At 59.1% G+C, this 20,928-nt stretch carries 20 protein-coding genes; 13 read left to right on the top strand and 7 right to left on the bottom strand.

The genetic code is table 11. The features are described from left to right. Position 1: 1 nt before the first annotated feature. From murD to lpxC, 9 genes are all read left to right on the top strand, one after another. Positions 2-1,318 carry a UDP-N-acetylmuramoyl-L-alanine--D-glutamate ligase gene (gene murD, locus EHO01S_RS11305; protein WP_024524052.1) on the top strand — a complete coding sequence of 439 codons (1,317 nt, stop codon included), beginning with the start codon at positions 2-4 and terminating at the stop codon, positions 1,316-1,318. Continuing rightward, entirely contained in the window at positions 1,318-2,562 is a 1,245-nt protein-coding gene (ftsW, locus tag EHO01S_RS11300; protein ID WP_024524051.1) for a cell division protein FtsW, read from the top strand. Before murD ends, ftsW begins: the two co-directional genes overlap by 1 nt. Further along, positions 2,559-3,638, top strand: a complete 1,080-nt coding sequence (gene murG, locus EHO01S_RS11295) for an undecaprenyldiphospho-muramoylpentapeptide beta-N-acetylglucosaminyltransferase (RefSeq protein WP_024524050.1) — start codon at positions 2,559-2,561, stop codon at positions 3,636-3,638. The genes ftsW and murG overlap by 4 nt, the downstream gene beginning before the upstream one ends. Positions 3,639-3,703: 65 nt before the next feature. Beyond that, positions 3,704-5,167, top strand: coding sequence for a UDP-N-acetylmuramate--L-alanine ligase (gene murC / locus EHO01S_RS11290; RefSeq protein WP_024524049.1), 1,464 nt, complete (start codon positions 3,704-3,706; stop codon positions 5,165-5,167). Between the two features lie 6 nt (positions 5,168-5,173). Next, a complete protein-coding gene (locus EHO01S_RS11285; protein WP_024524048.1) occupies positions 5,174-6,094 on the top strand; it encodes a D-alanine--D-alanine ligase in 921 nt (306 codons plus the stop codon). A gap of 1 nt (position 6,095) precedes the next feature. After that, a complete protein-coding gene (ftsQ, locus tag EHO01S_RS11280; RefSeq protein ID WP_024524047.1) occupies positions 6,096-6,959 on the top strand; it encodes a cell division protein FtsQ in 864 nt (287 codons plus the stop codon). Next, the gene (ftsA, locus tag EHO01S_RS11275; protein ID WP_024524046.1) at positions 6,956-8,212 is read left to right on the top strand and encodes a cell division protein FtsA; all 1,257 of its coding nucleotides are present in this window, start codon (positions 6,956-6,958) and stop codon (positions 8,210-8,212) included. Before ftsQ ends, ftsA begins: the two co-directional genes overlap by 4 nt. Positions 8,213-8,281: 69 nt before the next feature. After that, positions 8,282-9,442: a cell division protein FtsZ gene (ftsZ, locus tag EHO01S_RS11270; protein WP_024524045.1), complete on the top strand. Its 1,161-nt coding sequence runs from the start codon at positions 8,282-8,284 to the stop codon at positions 9,440-9,442. A gap of 105 nt (positions 9,443-9,547) precedes the next feature. Beyond that, on the top strand, positions 9,548-10,465 hold the full coding sequence (gene lpxC / locus EHO01S_RS11265) for a UDP-3-O-acyl-N-acetylglucosamine deacetylase (RefSeq protein WP_024524044.1): 918 nt from the start codon (positions 9,548-9,550) through the stop codon (positions 10,463-10,465). A gap of 10 nt (positions 10,466-10,475) precedes the next feature. Here lpxC and EHO01S_RS11260 read toward each other — a convergent pair whose 3' ends face one another. Further along, positions 10,476-11,012 (bottom strand): DUF721 domain-containing protein, encoded by a 537-nt coding sequence (locus EHO01S_RS11260; RefSeq protein ID WP_024524043.1) that lies wholly within the window; start codon positions 11,010-11,012, stop codon positions 10,476-10,478. 46 nt (positions 11,013-11,058) lie between these two features. On the opposite strand from EHO01S_RS11260, the gene secM reads away from it, so the two are divergent. The 3 genes from secM (at position 11,059) to mutT (ending at position 14,832) form a co-directional block, all read left to right on the top strand. Next, a complete protein-coding gene (gene secM / locus EHO01S_RS11255) occupies positions 11,059-11,550 on the top strand; it encodes a secA translation cis-regulator SecM (protein WP_024524042.1) in 492 nt (163 codons plus the stop codon). Between the two features lie 74 nt (positions 11,551-11,624). Then, on the top strand, positions 11,625-14,333 hold the full coding sequence (secA, locus tag EHO01S_RS11250; protein WP_024524041.1) for a preprotein translocase subunit SecA: 2,709 nt from the start codon (positions 11,625-11,627) through the stop codon (positions 14,331-14,333). Between the two features lie 91 nt (positions 14,334-14,424). Further along, a complete protein-coding gene (gene mutT, locus EHO01S_RS11245) occupies positions 14,425-14,832 on the top strand; it encodes an 8-oxo-dGTP diphosphatase MutT (protein ID WP_024524040.1) in 408 nt (135 codons plus the stop codon). A 61-nt stretch (positions 14,833-14,893) separates the two neighbouring features. Here the strand turns inward: mutT and yacG are convergent, their stop codons facing one another. From yacG to coaE, 3 genes are read right to left on the bottom strand one after another with little or no spacing between them, the layout of a single operon-like run. Then, the gene (gene yacG / locus EHO01S_RS11240) at positions 14,894-15,094 is read right to left on the bottom strand and encodes a DNA gyrase inhibitor YacG (RefSeq protein WP_024524039.1); all 201 of its coding nucleotides are present in this window, start codon (positions 15,092-15,094) and stop codon (positions 14,894-14,896) included. Positions 15,095-15,118: 24 nt separating this feature from the next. Further along, positions 15,119-15,871: a cell division protein ZapD gene (gene zapD, locus EHO01S_RS11235; RefSeq protein WP_024524038.1), complete on the bottom strand. Its 753-nt coding sequence runs from the start codon at positions 15,869-15,871 to the stop codon at positions 15,119-15,121. Beyond that, on the bottom strand, positions 15,864-16,493 hold the full coding sequence (gene coaE / locus EHO01S_RS11230) for a dephospho-CoA kinase (RefSeq protein ID WP_024524037.1): 630 nt from the start codon (positions 16,491-16,493) through the stop codon (positions 15,864-15,866). The genes zapD and coaE overlap by 8 nt, the downstream gene beginning before the upstream one ends. Before the next feature lie 321 nt (positions 16,494-16,814). Here coaE and EHO01S_RS11225 point away from each other — a divergent pair, with 321 nt between their 5' ends. Continuing rightward, positions 16,815-17,861, top strand: a complete 1,047-nt coding sequence (locus EHO01S_RS11225) for a GMP reductase (RefSeq protein WP_024524036.1) — start codon at positions 16,815-16,817, stop codon at positions 17,859-17,861. 52 nt (positions 17,862-17,913) lie between these two features. Here EHO01S_RS11225 and EHO01S_RS11220 read toward each other — a convergent pair whose 3' ends face one another. From EHO01S_RS11220 to ppdD, 3 genes are read right to left on the bottom strand one after another with little or no spacing between them, the layout of a single operon-like run. Beyond that, entirely contained in the window at positions 17,914-19,113 is a 1,200-nt protein-coding gene (locus tag EHO01S_RS11220) for a type II secretion system F family protein (RefSeq protein WP_024524035.1), read from the bottom strand. Further along, entirely contained in the window at positions 19,110-20,429 is a 1,320-nt protein-coding gene (locus EHO01S_RS11215) for a GspE/PulE family protein (RefSeq protein ID WP_024524034.1), read from the bottom strand. Before EHO01S_RS11215 ends, EHO01S_RS11220 begins: the two co-directional genes overlap by 4 nt. Next, complete coding sequence (gene ppdD / locus EHO01S_RS11210) at positions 20,426-20,875, bottom strand: prepilin peptidase-dependent pilin (protein WP_024524033.1); 450 nt, start codon at positions 20,873-20,875, stop codon at positions 20,426-20,428. The genes EHO01S_RS11215 and ppdD overlap by 4 nt, the downstream gene beginning before the upstream one ends. Positions 20,876-20,928: the final 53 nt, after the last annotated feature.

Here is a 20,928-nt window from a genome sequence, read left to right as displayed (position 1 = left end):
TATGGCTGACTATCAGGGTAAGAAGGTCGTTATCATCGGGCTGGGTTTGACCGGTCTGTCTTGTGTCGATTTCTTTATCGAACGCGGCGTCGTGCCGCGGGTGATCGATACCCGTCCGACGCCGCCGGGGCTGGACAAGTTGCCTGCGAGCGTCGAGCGTCATCTGGGCGGTATCGAGCAGTCCTGGCTGATGACCGCCGATCTGATTGTCGCCAGCCCGGGGATCGCGCTTTCGTCGCCGGCGTTGGATCAGGCGGCGCAGGCCGGTATCGAGATCGTCGGTGATATCGAGCTATTTTGCCGCGAGGCGCAGGCGCCAATCGTCGCCATCACCGGTTCTAACGGTAAAAGTACCGTGACGACGCTGGTTGGCGAGATGGCGCGGGCGGCTGGCTGGCAGGTCGGGGTGGGTGGCAATATCGGCGTGCCGGCCTTGACGCTACTGAAACACGAGTGCCGCCTGTATGTCCTTGAGCTCTCCAGCTTCCAGTTGGAGACCACCCAGAGCCTGAAGGCCGCGGCGGCCACCATCCTGAATGTTAGCGAAGACCATATGAATCGCTATCCCTTGGGGTTGCAGCAATACCGCGCCGCCAAGCTGCGGATCTATGAGCAGGCCCGCGCTTGCGTGGTCAATGCCGACGATGCCCTGACGATGCCGATTCACGGTGCTGACGCGCGCTGCGTTAGCTTTGGCGTCGATGTGGGCGATTACCACCTCAATCGCCAACAGGGGGAGATCTGGTTACGGGTGCGTGGCGAAAAGATCCTGAATACCAGCGAGATGCAGTTAACAGGGATGCATAATTATACCAACGCCCTAGCGGCGTTGGCGTTGGCCGACGCCGTTGGTCTGCCGCGGGCATCAAGCTTGAAGGCATTGACCACCTTCCGTGGGCTGGCGCACCGTTTCCAACTGGTGCTTGATCATAACGGGGTGCGTTGGATCAACGACTCCAAGGCGACCAATGTCGGCAGCACCGAGGCGGCGCTGAAGGGGTTGCATCTAAACGGTACCTTGCACCTGTTGCTGGGCGGCGATGGCAAGGCGGCGGATTTTACCCCGTTGTTACCCTATTTGCAGGGCGAGCGTATCCGCCTGTACTGCTTTGGCCGTGACGCTGCGCCGTTGATGCAACTACGTCCCGAGGTCTCTTTGCGTTTCGAGACCATGGAGCAGGCGATGCGCGCTATTGCGCCGCAGGTGCGTGCTGGCGATATGGTCTTGCTCTCGCCGGCCTGCGCCAGTCTGGATCAGTTTAAAAACTTTGAGCAGCGCGGCGATGAGTTCGCCCGCCTGGCAAGGGAGTTTGGCTGATGCGTTTGCGTCTCGCGCTACCTCGTCCGCGTCTGCCGCGTCTTTCCCTGCCGTTGATCGGCGGGGTAGCTCGCCTGCACGACTGGGTGATGGGCGTCAGAGAGTCGGATAATGCTGGAGCGGTATTGTATGATCGCACCTTGCTTTGGCTCACCTTTGGCTTGGCGGCGATGGGGTTCATCATGGTGACATCAGCCTCGATGCCCATCGGGCAGCGTTTGGCCGATGATCCGTTCCTGTTCGCTAAGCGTGACGCCCTCTATCTGACCTTGGCTTTCGGCCTCGCCATGGTGACGTTACGGGTGCCGATGGCGTTTTGGCAGCGTTGGAGCAATGCCATGCTGCTGTTGTCGTTGGTGATGTTACTAGTGGTGCTGGTGGTGGGTAGCTCGGTCAACGGCGCCTCGCGTTGGATCGCCTTGGGGCCGTTGCGTATCCAGCCTGCGGAGTTCTCCAAGTTGTCGTTGTTCTGTTACCTCGCCAGTTATTTGGTGCGTAAGGTTGACGAGGTACGTAACAACTTCTGGGGCTTCTGTAAGCCGATGGGAGTGATGGTGGTATTAGCCGTGCTACTGCTGGCGCAGCCGGATCTCGGCACGGTGGTGGTCCTGTTCGTCACCACGCTGGGGTTGCTGTTTCTTGCTGGTGCGAAGCTGTGGCAGTTTCTGGCGATCATCGGCTCAGGGATTTTTGCGGTGATCCTGTTGATCATCGCAGAACCCTACCGTATGCGGCGCGTAACCTCCTTCTGGAATCCCTGGGCCGATCCCTTTGGCAGTGGTTATCAGCTTACCCAGTCACTGATGGCCTTTGGGCGCGGTGAGTTTTGGGGGCAGGGGCTGGGTAACTCGGTGCAGAAGTTGGAGTACTTGCCCGAGGCGCACACCGACTTTATTTTCTCCATTCTCGGTGAAGAGCTCGGCTATTTCGGTGTGGTTCTTACCTTGTTAATGGTATTCTTCGTCGCTTTTCGCGCGATGTCTATCGGACGTCGTGCATTAGAGGCCGACCAGCGTTTCTCCGGTTTTCTGGCGTGCGCTATCGGGATCTGGTTTAGCTTTCAGGCGTTGGTTAACGTTGGGGCGGCGGCGGGCATGTTGCCGACCAAAGGGCTGACGTTGCCGTTGATCAGCTACGGTGGCTCCAGCCTGATTATTATGTCGACGGCGCTGGTGTTTTTGTTACGGATTGATTATGAGACCCGTCTGGCGAATGCCCAGGCGGTCGTTAAGGGGTCACGATGAGCGGTGCGGCGAATCATCAAGGAGCAAAACGCCTGATGGTCATGGCGGGAGGAACCGGGGGACATGTCTTTCCCGGTTTGGCCGTGGCGCACTATTTACAGGCTCAGGGATGGCAGATCCGCTGGTTAGGCACCGCGGATCGCATGGAGGCACAGTTAGTTCCGCAGCACGGCATTGAGATCGATTTTATTCGTATCTCCGGTCTACGCGGCAAGGGCATAAAAGCCCTGCTCGGAGCACCGTTTCGCATCGTGCGGGCGGTATGGCAGGCGCGTCGAATCATGCGGGCGTATCGACCTGATGCGGTCTTGGGGATGGGGGGGTACGTGTCTGGGCCGGGAGGTTTGGCCGCTTGGCTGTGTGGCATCCCGGTGGTGTTGCATGAGCAGAATGGCATCGCCGGTTTGACCAACCGGTGGTTGGCGAAGATCGCCAAGCGTGTGCTACAGGCATTTCCTGGTGCTTTCCCCGCTGCGCCGGTGGTCGGCAATCCGGTGCGTGAAGATGTGTTGGCGCTGCCGGCGCCAGCGCAGCGGCTAGCCGGACGCAGCGGACCGATCCGCGTGTTGGTGGTCGGTGGTAGCCAGGGCGCGCGCATCCTGAATCAGACCTTGCCCGCGGTGGCGGCTCGTTTGGGGGATCGCGTCACCCTATGGCATCAGACAGGCAAGGGCGCCCAGCAGACGGTCGAAGCGGCGTATCAGCAATTGGGCTTGCACGCGCATCGGGTAACTGAATTTATCGACGACATGGCGGCCGCGTATGCCTGGGCCGACGTCGTGGTGTGCCGCTCTGGCGCGTTGACGGTGAGCGAAATTGCCGCCGCAGGTTTGCCGGCGCTATTTGTGCCTTTTATGCATAAAGATCGACAGCAGTACTGGAATGCCGCCTCTTTGGCGCGTGCCGGTGCGGCTCGCATTATTGAGCAACCCGATTTCAACGTCGATGTGGTGGTGGAGACGTTGGCGGGTTGGGATCGTCCCACGTTGCTGTTGATGGCCGAGAAGGCCCGGGCAGCCGCCATCACCGATGCGACCCAACGAGTCGCTCAGGTGATCTGCGACGTGGCGCGTTAGTTAATCGCAACCGGGACGGCGAGCCGGCTCGGATAAAGTCAAAATGGATTACAGTGAATAAGACAGTGAATACTCAACAGCTTGCCAAACTGCGTACCATGGTGCCCGAGATGGGGCGTGTTCGCCACATACACTTTGTCGGTATCGGCGGCGCCGGTATGGGGGGCATTGCGGAGGTGCTGGCTAACGAGGGATACCAAATCAGCGGTTCCGATCTGGCCCCGAACGCGGTGACGCAACAACTGAGCGAACTGGGTGCGCAGATCTATTTTAATCACCGCCCTGAGAATGTGCGTGATGCCAGCGTGGTGGTGGTCTCCACCGCTATCGCCGCCGACAATCCGGAAATCATTGCCGCCCGAGAGGCTCGCATTCCGGTGATCCGCCGTGCCGAGATGTTGGCTGAGCTGATGCGTTTCCGCCACGGTATCGCGATCGCCGGTACTCACGGTAAGACCACCACCACGGCGATGGTGGCCAGTATTTATGCTGAGGCGGGGCTGGATCCGACCTTTGTTAATGGCGGTTTGGTGAAAGCGGCGGGGACACACGCGCGCCTCGGATCTAGCCGATATCTGATCGCCGAGGCCGATGAGAGTGATGCCTCTTTCCTCCATCTGCAACCGATGGTGGCGATCGTCACCAACATCGAAGCCGACCATATGGATACGTATCATGGCGACTTCGAAAATCTGAAACAGACCTTTATCAATTTCCTGCACAACCTGCCCTTCTACGGTCGAGCGGTATTGTGTATCGATGATCCGGTGATCCGTGAGTTGCTGCCGCGCGTCGGACGTCACGTGACGACTTATGGCTTCAGCGAGGATGCGGATGTTCGCATTGAGGAGTACCGCCAGCATGGGGCGCAGGGGAGCTTCTTCCTCTGTCGCCAGGATCGTCCACGTTTGGCGGTGACCCTAAATGCGCCGGGACGCCACAATGCGCTGAACGCCGCCGCCGCCGCCGCCGTGGCGATGGAAGAGGGCATCGATGATGAGGCGATCCTGCGGGCGCTGAGCGGGTTCCAAGGCACTGGGCGCCGTTTCGATTTTCTGGGGGAGTTCAGCCTACAACATGTCAATAATCAGCCGGGACAGGTGATGTTGGTGGATGATTATGGCCATCATCCGACCGAAGTGGAGGCGACCATCAAGGCGGCGCGTGCCGGTTGGCCGGAGCGGCGCTTGGTGATGGTGTTCCAGCCACACCGTTTTACCCGTACTCGTGATCTGTACGATGACTTCGCCAACGTGCTGTCGCAGGTGGATGTGTTACTGATGCTGGATGTCTATCCGGCGGGAGAAAGTCCGATCCCGGGGGCGGATAGCCGTTCGCTGTGCCGCACCATTCGTGGACGTGGCAAGCTGGATCCGGTGCTGGTCTCGGAGCCGGCAACCCTGGCACAGGTGTTAGCCCAGTTCCTACAAGACGGCGATCTGATCCTGACCCAGGGCGCCGGCAATATTGGCCGCGTGGCGCGTGTGTTGGCGGAATGTCGCCTGCAACCGTCCTCGACAACGGAGTAAGCGATGATGGCGGAAAAAGTAGCGGTATTGCTGGGCGGCACCTCGGCAGAACGTGAGGTCTCGCTCGAATCGGGCCAGGCAGTAGTGAATGGTCTGAAACAGGCCGGGATCGATGCTTATCCGGTTGATACGCGCGCCTTCCCTGCAACACAATTGCGTGACGCCGGTTTTACACGCGTCTTTATCGCGTTGCACGGACGTGGCGGCGAGGACGGCACCCTACAGGGGGTGCTGGAGTTTTTGCAATTGCCTTACACCGGTAGTGGCGTAATGGCCTCGGCATTAACCATGGATAAGCTACGCTCTAAACAGGTGTGGCAGGCGGCGGGACTGCCGGTCGCTCCCTATGTGGCGATCAGCCGTGAGCAGTTCGATGAAGGACTGACCATGGATACACTGCGTGCGATCAACGATCTCGGACTGCCGCTGATCGTCAAACCAAGCCGCGAAGGCTCCAGCGTAGGGATGAGCAAGGTGAGCGAGCCGTGCGAGTTCGACCCAGCGCTGGTCGAGGCGTTGCGTCACGACGACGAGATCCTGATCGAGAAGTGTCTGGTGGGGCCGGAGTATACCGTGGCGTTTATCGGCGATGAAATTTTACCGTCGATCCGTATCAAAGCGGCGGGGGAATTCTATGATTATGAGGCCAAGTACCTGTCGGATAAGACCGAATACTTCTGCCCCAGCGGCTTGAGCGCCGAGCAGGAACAGGCGTTGGCGGCGTTGGTGAAGCGGGCCTACCAGGCGTTAGGCTGTAGCGGCTGGGGCCGGGTGGATGTGATGCAGGACGAGTCCGGTCAATTTTGCCTCCTGGAGGTCAATACAGCACCGGGCATGACCAGCCACAGTCTGGTACCGATGGCGGCGCGTCAAGCCGGGATCAGTTTCTCGCAATTGGTGGTACGCATTTTGGAGTTAGCGGATTGATATGTCTCAGGCAGCCCTGAATTCGCGTGAGCCGAGCGGCTCGCCCCGTAGCCGTAACGCGCTGCGGCGTAGCAACGGGATGCGTCTGGCTGGGATGGTGTTTCTGCTGTTGGTATTGGCGGCTATCGCCTCGGGAGGGTGGATGGTGGTCAACTGGATGAAAGATGCCAGTCGGATGCCGATGTCCAAGCTCGTGGTGACCGGAGAGCGTCACTTTACGCGTAACGATGATATTCGCCAGGCCATTCTGGCGCTGGGCCCACCGGGGACCTTCATGACCCAGAATGTGGATGTGATCCAGCAGCAGATTGAGCGTTTACCGTGGATCAAGCAGGCCAGCGTGCGCAAGCAGTGGCCGAATGAGCTGAAAATCCACGTGGTGGAGTATGTCCCTGTGGCGCGTTGGAATGACTTGCGGTTGGTGGATAACGAGGGCAAGTCATTCAGCGTTCCGGCCGATAGAACCGGCAAACAGCCATTGCCGTTGTTGTATGGGCCGGAGGGCAGTGAAATGGATGTCCTGGAAGGTTATCGCGCGATGAGCAAGACGCTGGCGAAAGATAACTTTACGCTGAAAATGGTAGCGATGAGCGCGCGTCACTCCTGGCAACTGGGGTTGGCCGACGACATTCGCTTGGAGTTGGGCCGCGAGGATGTCGCCGGTCGCTTGGCTCGCTTCGAGGAGCTTTACCCGGCATTGCAACAGCAGGCCGAGGCCACGCATCAGCGTATCAGTTATGTGGATCTGCGTTATGACAGTGGCGCTGCGGTAGGCTGGGCGCCGGCGTACAGCGATACGCCGCCGTCCGGTGCGAATCAGCAACAGAATCAGCAACAGAATCAGGCACAGGCTAAACAACAATGATCAAGTCGACGGACAGAAAACTGGTAGTTGGGCTGGAGATCGGTACGGCAAAAGTCGCTGCGCTGGTAGGGGAGGTTCTGCCCGATGGCATGGTCAATATTATCGGCGTGGGCAGTTGCCCATCACGCGGCATGGATAAGGGCGGCGTTAACGATTTGGAGTCGGTGGTAAAATGCGTGCAGCGTACCATCGATCAGGCTGAGCTGATGGCCGATTGCCAGATCTCGTCGGTGTATCTGGCGCTCTCCGGCAAGCACATCAGTTGCCAGAACGAGATCGGTATGGTGCCGATCTCAGAGGAGGAGGTCACCCAGGAAGACGTGGAAAACGTGGTGCATACCGCAAAATCGGTGCGTGTCCGCGACGAACACCGCGTTTTACATGTGATTCCGCAGGAATACGCCATTGATTATCAGGAAGGAATTAAAAATCCGGTGGGACTGTCTGGCGTGCGTATGCAAGCCAAGGTCCACCTGATTACCTGTCATAATGATATGGCGAAAAATATTGTTAAGGCGGTGGAGCGCTGTGGGCTAAAGGTCGATCAGCTGATTTTCGCCGGCCTGGCCTCCAGCTATGCGGTCTTGACCGAGGATGAGCGCGAGCTCGGGGTCTGCGTGGTCGATATCGGCGGCGGCACCATGGATATGGCGGTCTATACCGGCGGAGCCTTGCGTCATACTAAGGTGATCCCTTACGCGGGCAACGTGGTAACCAGTGATATCGCCTATGCCTTCGGTACTCCCCCGACGGATGCCGAGGCGATTAAGGTGCGCTATGGCTGCGCTCTCGGCTCACTGGTAAGCAAAGACGAAAGTGTCGAGGTGCCGAGTGTGGGGGGACGCCCGCCGCGTAGCCTACAGCGTCAGACATTGGCCGAGGTGATCGAACCGCGTTATGCCGAGTTGTTGAACCTGGTGAACGATGAGCTGTTGCAGTTACAGGAGCAGTTGCGTCAACAGGGCGTGAAGCATCACTTGGCGGCGGGGATTGTGCTGACCGGTGGCGCCGCGCAGATCGAGGGATTGGCTGAATGCGCCCAGCGCGTATTCCATACCCAGGTGCGTATCGGGCAGCCGTTGAACATCACGGGCCTGACGGATTACGCTCAGGCGCCGTACTATTCCACGGCGGTTGGGTTGTTACATTACGGCAAAGAGACTCATCTGAGCGGTGAGGCTGAAGTCGAAAAGCGTGCCTCAGTTGGCAATTGGTTTAAGAAAATCAATGGCTGGTTGAGAAAAGAGTTTTAATGTTTGAAAAAAGGGATCATTCTACGCGTTAATGATTCCGCAGCGACAGGCACAAGACGGAGAGAAACTATGTTTGAACCAATGGAATTAACCAATGACGCGGTGATTAAAGTCATCGGCGTCGGCGGTGGCGGTGGTAACGCCGTTGAACACATGGTACGTGAGCGTATCGAAGGTGTTGAATTTTTTGCGGTGAATACCGATGCGCAGGCTCTGCGTAAGACGGCCGTTGGCCAGACTATCCAGATCGGTAGCGGTATTACTAAAGGACTGGGCGCGGGCGCCAATCCGGAAGTCGGACGTAACGCGGCGGAAGAGGATCGCGAAGCGCTGCGCTCAGCGTTGGATGGCGCTGATATGGTCTTCATCGCTGCCGGTATGGGCGGCGGTACGGGTACCGGTGCGGCACCGGTGGTGGCGGAAGTGGCGAAAGAGCTGGGTATCCTGACGGTCGCCGTGGTCACCAAGCCGTTTAATTTCGAAGGTAAACGCCGTATGGCCTTTGCTGAGCAGGGGATCGCCGAGCTGTCCAAGCACGTTGACTCGCTGATCACCATTCCTAACGACAAGCTGCTCAAAGTGTTGGGGCGCGGCATCTCGTTACTGGACGCGTTCGGGGCGGCTAACGATGTGCTGAAAGGTGCGGTGCAGGGTATCGCCGAGCTGATCACCCGTCCGGGGCTGATGAACGTCGACTTTGCCGACGTACGTACCGTGATGTCCGAGATGGGCTACGCCATGATGGGATCCGGTATGGCTAACGGGGAAGATCGTGCTGAAGAAGCGGCCGAGATGGCCATCTCTTCACCGCTGTTGGAAGATATCGACCTGTCAGGCGCGCGCGGCGTACTGGTCAACATCACCGCCGGCTTTGACTTGCGTCTGGATGAGTTTGAGACCGTGGGTAATACCATTCGCGCCTTCGCCTCGGACAACGCCACGGTGGTGATCGGGACCTCACTTGATCCAGATATGAATGATGAGCTGCGCGTAACCGTCGTGGCGACCGGTATCGGCATGGACAAGCGTCCGGAGATCACCTTGGTGTCCAATAAGCAGGGACAACAACCGGTGATCGACCAGCGCTACCAGCAGCACGGTTTGTCGCCGTTGCCGCAGGAGAGCAAGCCGGCTGCGGCGAAGGTCGTTAACGATCAGAGCGTGCCGAGTGGTAAAGAGTCTGACGATTACCTGGATATTCCGGCCTTCCTGCGTAAGCAGGCCGATTGAGTATTGGGGAACTCCGCTCTTTGTGCTAAACTGTCTCGCCACCTTTAATGTATAGTCATTATCATTTAGAGGTGGTTGGACGGATAAACACTGCGAGATAACACGATGATCAAACAACGGACCATAAAACGTATTGTTCAGGCGACCGGGGTCGGGCTACATACCGGCAAGAAAGTCACGCTGACCATGCGCCCGGCGGCAGCAAATACCGGGGTCATCTATCGTCGCACTGACTTGAATCCTCCGGTTGATTTCCCGGCCGATGCCAAATCGGTACGTGACACCATGCTCTGTACTTGCCTGGTTAACGAGCATGACGTGCGTATTTCCACTGTGGAACATCTGAACGCAGCCCTGGCTGGACTGGGGATCGATAACTTGGTTATCGAGGTCGATGCGGCAGAGATCCCCATTATGGACGGCAGCGCCGCGCCTTTCGTTTTCCTGTTGCTAGACGCCGGGATTGATGAGCTGAACTGCGCCAAGAAGTTCTTGCGCATCAAGCAGGCGGTACGGGTCGAGGACGGTGATAAGTGGGCCGAGCTGGCGCCTTATAATGGTTTTAGCCTGGATTTCACCATCGACTTTAACCATCCGGCCATCGATGCCAGCACGCAGCGCTACAGTCTGGACTTCTCCGCCGATTCGTTCGTGCGTCAGATCAGTCGAGCGCGAACTTTTGGTTTTATGCGTGACATCGAGTATCTACAGTCGCGTGGTCTGTGCCTGGGCGGTAGCTTCGATTGCGCTATCGTGGTTGATGATTATCGTGTCTTGAATGAAGATGGTCTGCGTTTTGAAGACGAGTTCGTGCGTCACAAAATGCTGGATGCCATCGGTGACCTGTTCATGTGTGGGCACAACATCATCGGTGCTTTCACCGCATTCAAGTCAGGCCATGCCCTGAACAACCGCTTGCTGCAAGCCGTTCTGGCTAAGCAAGAGGCTTGGGAGCTGGTGACGTTCGAAGATGGCGAGGAAATGCCGTTGGCATTCCGCGCGCCGTCCACCGTGTTGGCCTGACGGGTTTCCCTCAGGAGCGGCGGTTCTTATTGCGACTGGTTGCGTCGGTACTCTCTCCGGCCAATGCAGCCAGTCGTTCCAATTTCTTGCGTAATCCCTCCGGGCTTTGGCTCGCCAACCAACGTAGCTGCTGCGCGCTCTCAGTACTCAACGTCCGCATCATCACTGTTTCGGGTTCCTTCGCCTGGCATGGCGTGGCGTCCGATTGTGCATTTTTCCCACATTGGCGCATCAGGTCGGGATTAATCCTGGTGTCGATCGATGACAATGATGGTAAAATCTCAGCCCTGAGTGCGGAAAGTAGGCGGCTCTGCTCATAGCGTAGACGCATCAGCCAACTGGCGTTAGCCACTTCCAACACCAGAACGCCCTGGCGAAAGTTAGCGACGCGGCAGAACGGCTGTAGCGGCGTCGGCAACAGGGCTTGTACTGCCCGATCGAGTCGGAGTAATGCCACTGCGCGTTGCTGAACGTTTTTGAGGATGCCGTCGGCGGCGGCATTGTCATCCAGCAGGGTATCCAGGGATTGTGGGCGACTATCACGCATAAATACGGCTCCGCGGCTATATAGGGCTATTGATTCGGTACGGCATGTGATTGCTATTCTAAAGCGTTGGCGACAGTTTGGCAGACGTTATTTTTGGCCGCATCTCCTGTGGGGGATGGTGGCGGCGACGCTTGGCGTGCCGTCATGGGCCAATGCCGAGCAGCCACGCCCTTCGGCCCAGACCATCACGCTCCAGCGCCTGATCGCCGCACACCATAGCCACGCTACGCTGCAATTGTTCTCCGGCAAGCGGCGGGGGCATGGCGTCGACTACTGGCATCAATACGCCCTGCGCATCGCCATTCGCCAACTGAGCACGCCTTGCATCGCGCTCCGTAGCCTATCACCCGAACAGCAGTGTCAGCATCTGGTATTGCTCTCATCGCTTAGTTCGCTGCTGACCCGTCAACCGCCACGTTATGCGCCGCCCCGTCGTCAGATGCTGCCCCGTTATACGGTGCAGCCTACGATGCCGCTTCCCGCGCTCTGGCTGGCCCGTATCCAAGGGATCCGGGCAGGCCCCGGCGTCGCCGTCTAATTTAATTTCTTGCGTTTCTTTTTGTCCTATTTTGACCCGGGCAGCCGATGCTGCCCATGAGAGATTACATAATTATGTTAATTAAATTATTGACTAAGGTTTTTGGCAGCCGTAACGATCGTACCCTGCGTCGCATGCGTAAAGTGGTCGAACAGATCAATCGCATGGAGCCAGAGATGGAGCAACTCAGCGACGAGCAGCTCAAGGGCAAGACCGCCGAGTTTCGTGAGCGTTTGGCGCAAGGCGCCACGCTGGAAAGCCTGCTACCGGAGGCCTTCGCCACCGTGCGCGAGGCCAGTAAGCGCGTATTCGGTATGCGCCACTTCGATGTGCAGTTGCTGGGCGGCATGGTGTTGAACGAGCGCTGCATCGCCGAGATGCGTACCGGTGAAGGTAAGACCCTGACCGCGACCCTGCCGGCCTACCTGAATGCCCTGACCGGTAAAGGGGTGCATGTGGTGACGGTCAACGACTACCTGGCACAGCGTGACGCCGAAAATAACCGTCCGTTGTTCGAGTTTCTCGGCCTGAGCGTCGGCATCAACCTGCCGGGGATGGCCGCGCCGGCCAAACGTGCCGCCTATGCCGCCGACATCACTTACGGCACCAACAACGAGTACGGTTTTGACTACCTGCGCGATAACATGGCGTTCAGCCCGGAAGAGCGCGTTCAACGTAAGCTGCACTATGCGCTGGTGGATGAGGTGGACTCCATCTTGATCGATGAGGCACGTACCCCGCTGATCATCTCCGGCCCCGCCGAGGACAGCTCCGAGTTGTATATCAAGGTCGACAAGCTGATCCCGCACCTGAAGCGCCAGGAGAAGGAGGATTCCGATACCTTCCAGGGCGACGGTCACTATTCTGTCGATGAAAAGACCCGTCAGGTCAACCTAACGGAGCGCGGTTTGGTGTTGATCGAAGAGTTGCTGGCTGGCGCCGGGATCATGGCTGAAGGTGAATCGCTGTACTCACCGGCTAACATCATGTTGATGCACCATGTTACGGCGGCCTTGCGCGCCCACGCGCTGTTTACCCGCGACGTCGACTACATCGTCAAAGAGGGCGAAGTGATCATCGTCGATGAGCATACCGGGCGTACCATGCAGGGGCGTCGTTGGTCCGATGGCTTGCATCAGGCGGTGGAAGCCAAAGAAGGTGTGCAGATCCAGAACGAGAACCAGACGTTGGCTTCCATCACCTTCCAGAATTACTTCCGTTTGTATGAGAAGCTGGCGGGGATGACGGGAACCGCCGATACCGAAGCCTTTGAATTCAGCTCGATCTACAAGTTGGACACCATCGTGGTGCCGACCAACCGCCCGATGATCCGTAAGGATCTGCCGGATCTGGTCTATATGACCGAGCAGGACAAGATCGCGGCGATCATCGAAGATATTCGCGAACGCACCGCCAACGGGCAGCCAGTACTGGTGGGGACCGTCTCGATCGAGAAGTCGGAGACTGTCTCCCATGAGCTGAAGAAGGCCGGCATCGCCCATAACGTGTTGAACGCTAAGTTCCACGCCAAAGAGGCGGATATCGTGGCTCAGGCCGGCCAGCCGGGGGCGGTGACCATCGCCACCAACATGGCCGGTCGTGGTACCGATATCATGCTGGGGGGAAGCTGGCAGGCTGAAGTCGCCGAGCTGGAGGCACCGACCCAGGCGCAGATCGACGCTATCAAGGCGGCATGGCAGGAGCGGCACGATGCGGTGTTAGCCGCCGGTGGGTTGCACATCATCGGTACCGAGCGTCACGAATCGCGCCGTATCGATAACCAGTTGCGTGGGCGTTCTGGCCGTCAGGGCGATGCGGGCTCTTCCCGTTTCTATCTGTCACTGGAAGACTCGCTGATGCGTATCTTCGCCTCCGATCGTGTGGCTAACATGATGCGTAAGTTGGGGATGAAGCCGGGCGAGGCCATCGAGCACCCATGGGTAACGAAGGCTATCGCCAATGCTCAGCGCAAAGTGGAAAGCCGTAACTTCGATATTCGTAAGCAGTTGCTGGAGTACGATGATGTGGCGAACGATCAACGCCGTGCCATCTATACCCAGCGTAACGAATTGCTGGACGGCGGCGATGTGGTCGATACCATCAACAGCATCCGTGAAGATGTCTTTAAGATGGTGATCGACAACTACATTCCGCCGCAGTCGCTGGAGGAGATGTGGGATGTGCCGGGGCTGGAGGAGCGCCTGCGCAAGGACTTCGATCTGGATCTGCCGATCGCCGATTGGCTGGACAAGGAGCCGGAGCTGCATGAAGAAACTCTGCGTGAGCGTATCCTCAACATGGCCGTTGAGCGCTACCAAGAGAAAGAAGAGGTGGTCGGCAGCGATATGATGCGCAACTTCGAGAAAGGGATCATGCTGCAAACCCTAGACTCGTTGTGGAAAGAGCATCTGGCGGCGATGGACTACCTGCGCCAAGGGATCCACCTGCGCGGCTATGCGCAGAAAGATCCCAAGCAGGAGTATAAGCGCGAATCCTTCGCTATGTTCTCGGCCATGCTGGAGTCCCTCAAGTATGAGGTGATCAGCGTGCTGAGCAAGGTGCAGGTGCGGATGCCGGAAGAGGTGGAGGCGCTGGAACGTCAGCGTCGAGAAGAGGCCGAGCGTCTGGCACGCCAGCAGCAATTGAGCCACCTGGACGATCAGAGTGCCGCCGCTCAGGCGATGGCCGCGCAGACCGGCGAACGCAAGATCGGGCGTAACGATCCGTGCCCGTGCGGCTCGGGTAAGAAGTATAAGCAGTGTCATGGCCGCCTCACCGCCTAACGCGATGAACGGAGCCGTATGACCGCCGACAGGGAAGCGCATTGCGTTTCCCTGTTTTTTATCTCGGGAACCGTAAGAGAGGAGCGTATGCGTGAGTCACACTGAGACACTACAGATCGCCGTTGGGATCATCCGCAATGCACAGCATCAGATTTTTATTGCCCGGCGTCAGGCGGGCCGTCACCTTGCTGGTTTATGGGAGTTTCCCGGCGGCAAGATCGAGGCAGGGGAGAGCGCCGAACAGGGACTGGCGCGCGAGTTGTTTGAAGAGGTCGGGATCGTGCCGCAAGCCGATGGCGTGCGCCTGTTACAGTGTGTCGAGCATGCTTTTAGCGAGCGGCGGGTGAAACTCTATTTCTTCTTGGTCAGTGCCTGGCAAGGAGAGCCGGGCGGGCGTGAGGGGCAGGAGACGCGTTGGGTTGACCAGCAGGCACTGCGTGTCGCGGATTTTCCTGCGCCCAACCGGGCGATCGTTGAGGCCCTACGCGCTCAAGGATAACCCGGTGTGTAAGCCAGCGCCCCGTTGCGGCAGCGGGCGGGGGCACGCGGCTGCGGTTACCTTAACGCTCCGGCTCCTCGCTCCAGCCCTCGCTGTCGGAATGCTCCGCCTCGCTAGCGATGCGCTTCTCTTCATTGGCCCACTCGCCCAAATCGATCAACTGGCAGCGTTTGCTACAGAAAGGGCGAAAGGGGCTTTGTTCCCCCCAGATGACCGACTTGCCGCAAGTCGGGCAGGCGACGGTGATGATTTCGTTTTCCATTGATGACTCCATGAAGCTCGCCGCTTAGCAGCAGGCCAGATTAAATGATAGGCGATCCGGCACCACCCCCTGCTCGCTGTCCAAAGGAAGGAAGCGGATAGCGAAGCGGGTCTTATGGCCGGAGACCTGAGGGTAAACCTGGAGATCCAGAGGCAACTGAATGCGCAGCAAATCCGCGCCCTCGGCATTGTCTTGGTAGAAGCCGTGTAGGCTGGTCATCGGCTTGAAGGCTGCCGCCTTACGCAGCAGATCCAGTACCAGGCTGAGGCTGTCGTTCAACGGTGCCAGCGAGGTCAGCCAGTGATCGATCTGGGCATCACGCACCGCTTGGCTTTGCTTCAGCCACAGATAGAGCGTCGGCAGGTCGAAGCTACAACAGCCGCCCGGAATACCCAGACGTTGGCGCACTAGGGCGATCAGCCGATCTTCTCGTAGCGCCTGGCCGATGCGCGGTGCGGCCATCAAGGTCGCCGCCTGCTGTTTTAGACGCTGGCTTAAGGTATGGATCATCGCCTGATCGACCCCCGGAACATTAAACCACTGCATCAACTTACGCTGCTGGCGCTCCATCTCTTTGAGCAGATCGGTACGCACTTCGCCGCGTTCGAGCACGTCGAGCAGATCGGACAGGGTACGGAAGAAGGTCAATGCCGCAGCGGCTTCGCCTTGCGGACGATTGGGTAACAGCTGCTGCAACAGAAACTCCAGGCGTAACCAGGTACGCATCTTCTCGTTGAGCGGGTGTTCGAACAGTATGGTCGGAGTGACGTCACTCATGCTTGGGTCCTGTCGGGGATGAGGCCGCCAGTGCCAGCGCCAGATAGTGGCGATGCAACGCGGCGACCTGCGGGATAAGCGCCTCGGCTGACCCGCTGTTATCAATAATATCATCGGCCCAGGCGAGCCGCTGTTGCCGCGAGGCCTGGGCGGCCAAAATACGTTGCGCGTGTTCGGCACTGACACCGTCGCGCGCTTGGGTGCGAGTCAGTTGCTGCTCGACAGGGAGATCGACCACCAGAATGCGATCGGCCTGCGCCGTGAGTCGATTCTCCACCAGTAGCGGCACCACCCACAATGCATAGGGGGCGGTGATGTGGGTCAGTTGACGCCGTGTCTCTGCCTGGATCTGCGGATGCAGCAGAGCATCGAGCCAAGCCTTCTCGGCGGGATGGGCGAAGACGATGCGTCGTAGCGCCGCTCGATCCAGATGACCATCGGCTTGCAAGAGTGCCGGGCCAAAATGGGCGACGATCTGTGCCAGCGCCGGGCTGCCTGGGGCGACCAGTTGGCGGGCGATGACATCGGCATCGACCAACGGCACGCCGAGGCGAGCGAAGGCGTCGGCGACGGTCGACTTGCCACTACCGATACCGCCGGTGAGAGCAACTGTATACGCCATGAGGAGATCCTGCGAGAGTAGGCGATGGCATGAAGGCATCGCAAAAAAATCGGCTGACCTGCGGATCATAATGGTCTAGACGGCAAGTGCAAGCCGCAGATACGCGTACGGCGGTGCCGCCGCGGATAAATTTAGACGAGTTTACCTGAAATTTTGTTGAAAAAGCAGACTTGTCGCCAGGTTATTCCTGCGTATGATAGCGTCACTGGAACTGGCGTCATACGGCGAAGCAATCGTTTGTATGATCACATTTTCCCTAGGACGTGTTCCACGAGGTGCGGGCACGGCTTACATTGTCGCCATTAACCAGGGAAGTCCCTCATGCGTATTGAAGAAGATCTGAAGCTGGGTTTTAAAGATGTCCTGATCCGCCCGAAGCGTTCTACGTTGAAAAGTCGTTCGGATGTCGAGTTAGCTCGTGAGTATCGCTTTAAGCACAGTGGCTGGCAGTGGTCTGGTGTACCGTTGATCGCTGCGAATATGGATACTGTCGGTACTTTCCGCATGGCGCAGGCGTTGGCGGCTTTCGATGTGCTCACCGCCGTCCATAAACACTATAGTGTTGAACAGTGGCAGGCATTTGTTGCCAGCGCCGGCGAAGAGACGTTGCGTCACGTTATGGTCTCTACCGGTACGTCGCAGGCGGACTTTGTTAAGCTACGTCAGATCCTGGCGCTCTCTCCGGCATTGAAATTTATCTGCATCGATGTGGCCAATGGCTACTCCGAACACTTCGTCGATTTCCTGCGTCAGGCACGCGAGGCTTGTCCCGATAAGGTGATCTGCGCCGGTAACGTAGTGACGGGGGAGATGGTCGAGGAGCTGATCCTCTCCGGTGCCGATATCGTCAAGGTCGGAATTGGCCCTGGCTCCGTGTGCACCACGCGGGTGAAGACCGGTGTCGGGTATCCTCAACTGTCTGCGGTGATCGAATGCGCCGATGCGGCACACGGCCTGGGGGGCCAGATTGTTTCCGATGGTGGCTGCACGGTGCCGGGCGACGTTGCTAAGGCGTTTGGTGGCGGTGCTGATTTCGTCATGCTGGGCGGCATGTTGGCGGCCCATGAAGAGTGCGAAGGACGTATTGTTGAAGAGCAAGGCCGCAAGATGATGATGTTCTACGGCATGAGCTCCGCTTCGGCGATGAACCGCCATGTCGGTGGGGTAGCCGACTATCGCGCGGCTGAAGGTAAGACCGTTAGCCTGCCGTTACGCGGCCCGGTGGAAAATACCGTGCGTGATATTTTGGGGGGCTTGCGTTCGGCCTGTACTTATGTCGGAGCCTCGCGGCTGAAAGAGTTGACCAAGCGCACCACGTTTATCCGCGTCGCCGAGCAGGAGAATCGAGTATTCGGTCAGGCGGAGTGATCCCCCTTATTTCCCGCAATCACATCCATCATGACGCCGGCGATAGCCGGCGTCATTGCATCACATCCCCTAAGTGCAGGATCGGCAGGTATAGCGCCAGTACCAACAAGGCGATCAGCGCGGCGCAGAGTAGTAGCATCGCCGGTTCGACTAAGGTCGTCAGTGTCTCGCCACGGCGCTGCGCTTGTTGTCGATAATACTCGCCCAGGTGTGTGCAAAGCAGGGCGAGGCGGCCCGAGGCCTCGCCCTGGCGGATCAACTGATGGCATTGCGCGGGAAACAGTCGTCGCTCCGCCAGGGTCGCCGACAGCAACTCGCCCTGACGCAGATGTAATACCGCGTGATGCAGGGCGCGGCGATAAACTTCCAGGCGCAGGGCGTGGCGGCAGGCGGTCAATGCCTGTGGCAGGGCGATGCCCGCGTGCAGCAGCAACGCCAAGGTGTGAAACAGTTGGGCCAGCGTTGTGTCGCGCAACAGCGGGCCATAGCCTGGCAGGCGTAAGGCCAGACGTTGCAGCAGGCGGCGCAGGGTTGCGGCGTAGTGGCGTGCCATCCCGGCGCTCAGTAGTGCTAGTGCGCCGGCGCTGCCAAGTAGTCCCAGCCAGTGCGATTGTAGCCCCGCGCCCAGCGCTAATAGACGCTGAGTCAGCCAGGGCAACGGGGCGTTCAGTGAGGCATAGAGCTGTGCGAATTGCGGCAATAGGGTGACAAGCATCGCGAGAGTGATCAGCAGCGCGACAGTCAGCAGAAATAGCGGATAGCGCAGGGCGCGTAACAGGCGCTGGCGTAGGGCGAGGGCCTGGCGTTGATGCTGGGCCAATTGGCGGCAGACGGCGGCCAACTCTCCGCTCTGCTCCGCCGCCGCCAGAGAGCGGCCATACAGCGCTGGAAAGACGTGGTGGTGCGCACGTAAGGCCTGGGAGAATGATAAGCCTTCGGTGATCGCCTGGTGCAACTGGTGGATGAGAGCCTGCCATTCTGGATAAGGATGGCTGTCGGCCATCAACGCCAGCACCGCCGCCAGCGCTAGGCCGGTATCCAGGAGATCGGCCAGCTGAGTGATGAAATCACAACAGGCATCCGCTTGCCAGTGGTAGCGCCGTGGGGGCCAGGCAGCGTTGATGGCGAGCGGTATGGCTCCGCTCTGTTGGAACTGGTGCCACAGTTGGCGCCGGTTGAGGCCGAGCACCGTCCCTTGTCGGTAGACTCCGTCGCGTGCCAGTATGCGATAGTGAAATAGGCGGGGCTTCATGTTAGTGATCCGGAGGGACCGAGGACTCGCATCACCTCGCTCCAGGCGGTGACCCCCTGCTGCGCCAGGTGTTGCGCTGTCGCGCGTAGTGGCTGCATGCCATGCTCTTCGGCCAACTGTTGGAGGCGGGTACTGCTGGCACCGTTACGGATAGCATGGCGTAACGCGGGCGTCAGCGGCAACAGCTCGAACAGGGCCCGTCGTCCCCGGTAACCGCCATTACAGCGTGGACAATCGCCCGGCTGCCAGCGTAGCGGGGCGGATTGCGGCGTTTGGCGCCGGCAATGGCGGCATAGACGGCGCACCAGACGCTGGGCGATAACCAGCGACAGACTATCGGCCAAGAGGTAGGGGGCGATGCCGAGCTGAAGCAGGCGCGTCACGGTTTCCGCCGCACTATTAGTATGCAGGGTAGAGAGAACCAGATGACCGGTCTGCGCCGCATCGATTGCGATGTGGGCCGTGGCTTCGTCACGGATCTCGCCGATCATGATCACGTCGGGATCTTGACGTAACAGGGCGCGCAGCACCGTCGCGAACTGGAGGCCGGCGGCGGGGGCGATGGCGGTCTGGTTGATATTATCCAGCGGTGTCTCAATGGGATCTTCCACACTACAGATGTTTAGCGCCAGCGCATCTAACCAACGTAGTCCGCCATACAAGGTGGCTGTCTTGCCGCTGCCCGTTGGCCCGGTAACCAGGATCAGCCCCTGAGGGCGCGTTAGCGCCTGCTCCAACAGCCGCCGTTGTTCCACGGTGAGGCCCAATTGCGCCAGGGTACGTGGCGCTTGCCAGTTATCCACCTGGCGCAGCACAGCCTTTTCGCCATGCAGGGTTGGCAGGGTGGAGAGGCGAAAACTGATCTCGCGCTGCGCCAGAGTGAGGCGTAGCTGCCCATCCTGCGGCAGACGCCGTTGGGCGATGTCCAGTCCAGCGAGGACTTTCAAGCGAATGACTAAGCGTGCGAATTGGCTGGTGGGATAATGCGCTACCGGATGCAGCACACCATCGATGCGCAGACGTACACGCCCTTGCTGGGCGAGTGGTTCCAGGTGAATGTCTGAGGCGCGGCGCGCGAGCGCATGTGCCAACAACTGTTCCAATTGCGGGGCCGTGGCCTGCTCGTCCATCCGTGGCGCGCTCTCCGCCTGCTGTGGGCTGAGCGCACGCCAGACTGGGTCGATACCGGTCGCGAAACGGATCGCGGCGCAGAGCGCTTCAGGTGCCTCGCCCGAACCACCGATGATGATGCTGTGAGCGTCCTGGTGGAGGAGGCGGCAGTGATAGTGTTGGCATAGCTGTGCTAAGTCGCTCATAGCGGGCTGACGCCGTCATCGTGCAGGATGCTGCGGCACGACTCCAGTAAGGCGGGCGCTGCATTATCGCTCTGACAGCGCTGGTGCCAGCGTAGGGTACCGGCATCGCGATCCAGCTCCGGTGTTAGCGTCACCTGTAACCCGGCCAGGGTTTGTTGACCACTGAGGCTGATGACTCCCTGTGCGACATCGAGGTTGGCGATATAGCTGGAGGGAGGTAACGTCGCCAGTCCCAGTTGCGCCGCACTGCATCCCGCGAGAGCGCCTTGTTCTAGGGCGCATAGCTCGACCTCCGTCTTATAGGGAGCCAGCGCCTGTAACACGTCAGTCATGGCGGCCTTTTGCAGGTAACGCTGGTAGGCGGGAACGGCGATGGCACCAAGAATGGCAATGATGGCGATCACCACCATCAGTTCGAGTAGGGTAAAGCCGTGCTGTGATGACATGGGGGCCTCCACGGGGTGATTGCGGGTAGTGTGCCCAGCGATGCGGATATCGG

It is taken from the genome of Edwardsiella hoshinae NBRC 105699 = ATCC 33379, from assembly GCF_000474215.1.
Classification (GTDB): domain Bacteria; phylum Pseudomonadota; class Gammaproteobacteria; order Enterobacterales; family Enterobacteriaceae; genus Edwardsiella; species Edwardsiella hoshinae.
The sequence above is the reverse complement of the archived record's forward strand: the minus strand, read 5'-3'. Positions and strand labels throughout refer to the sequence as shown.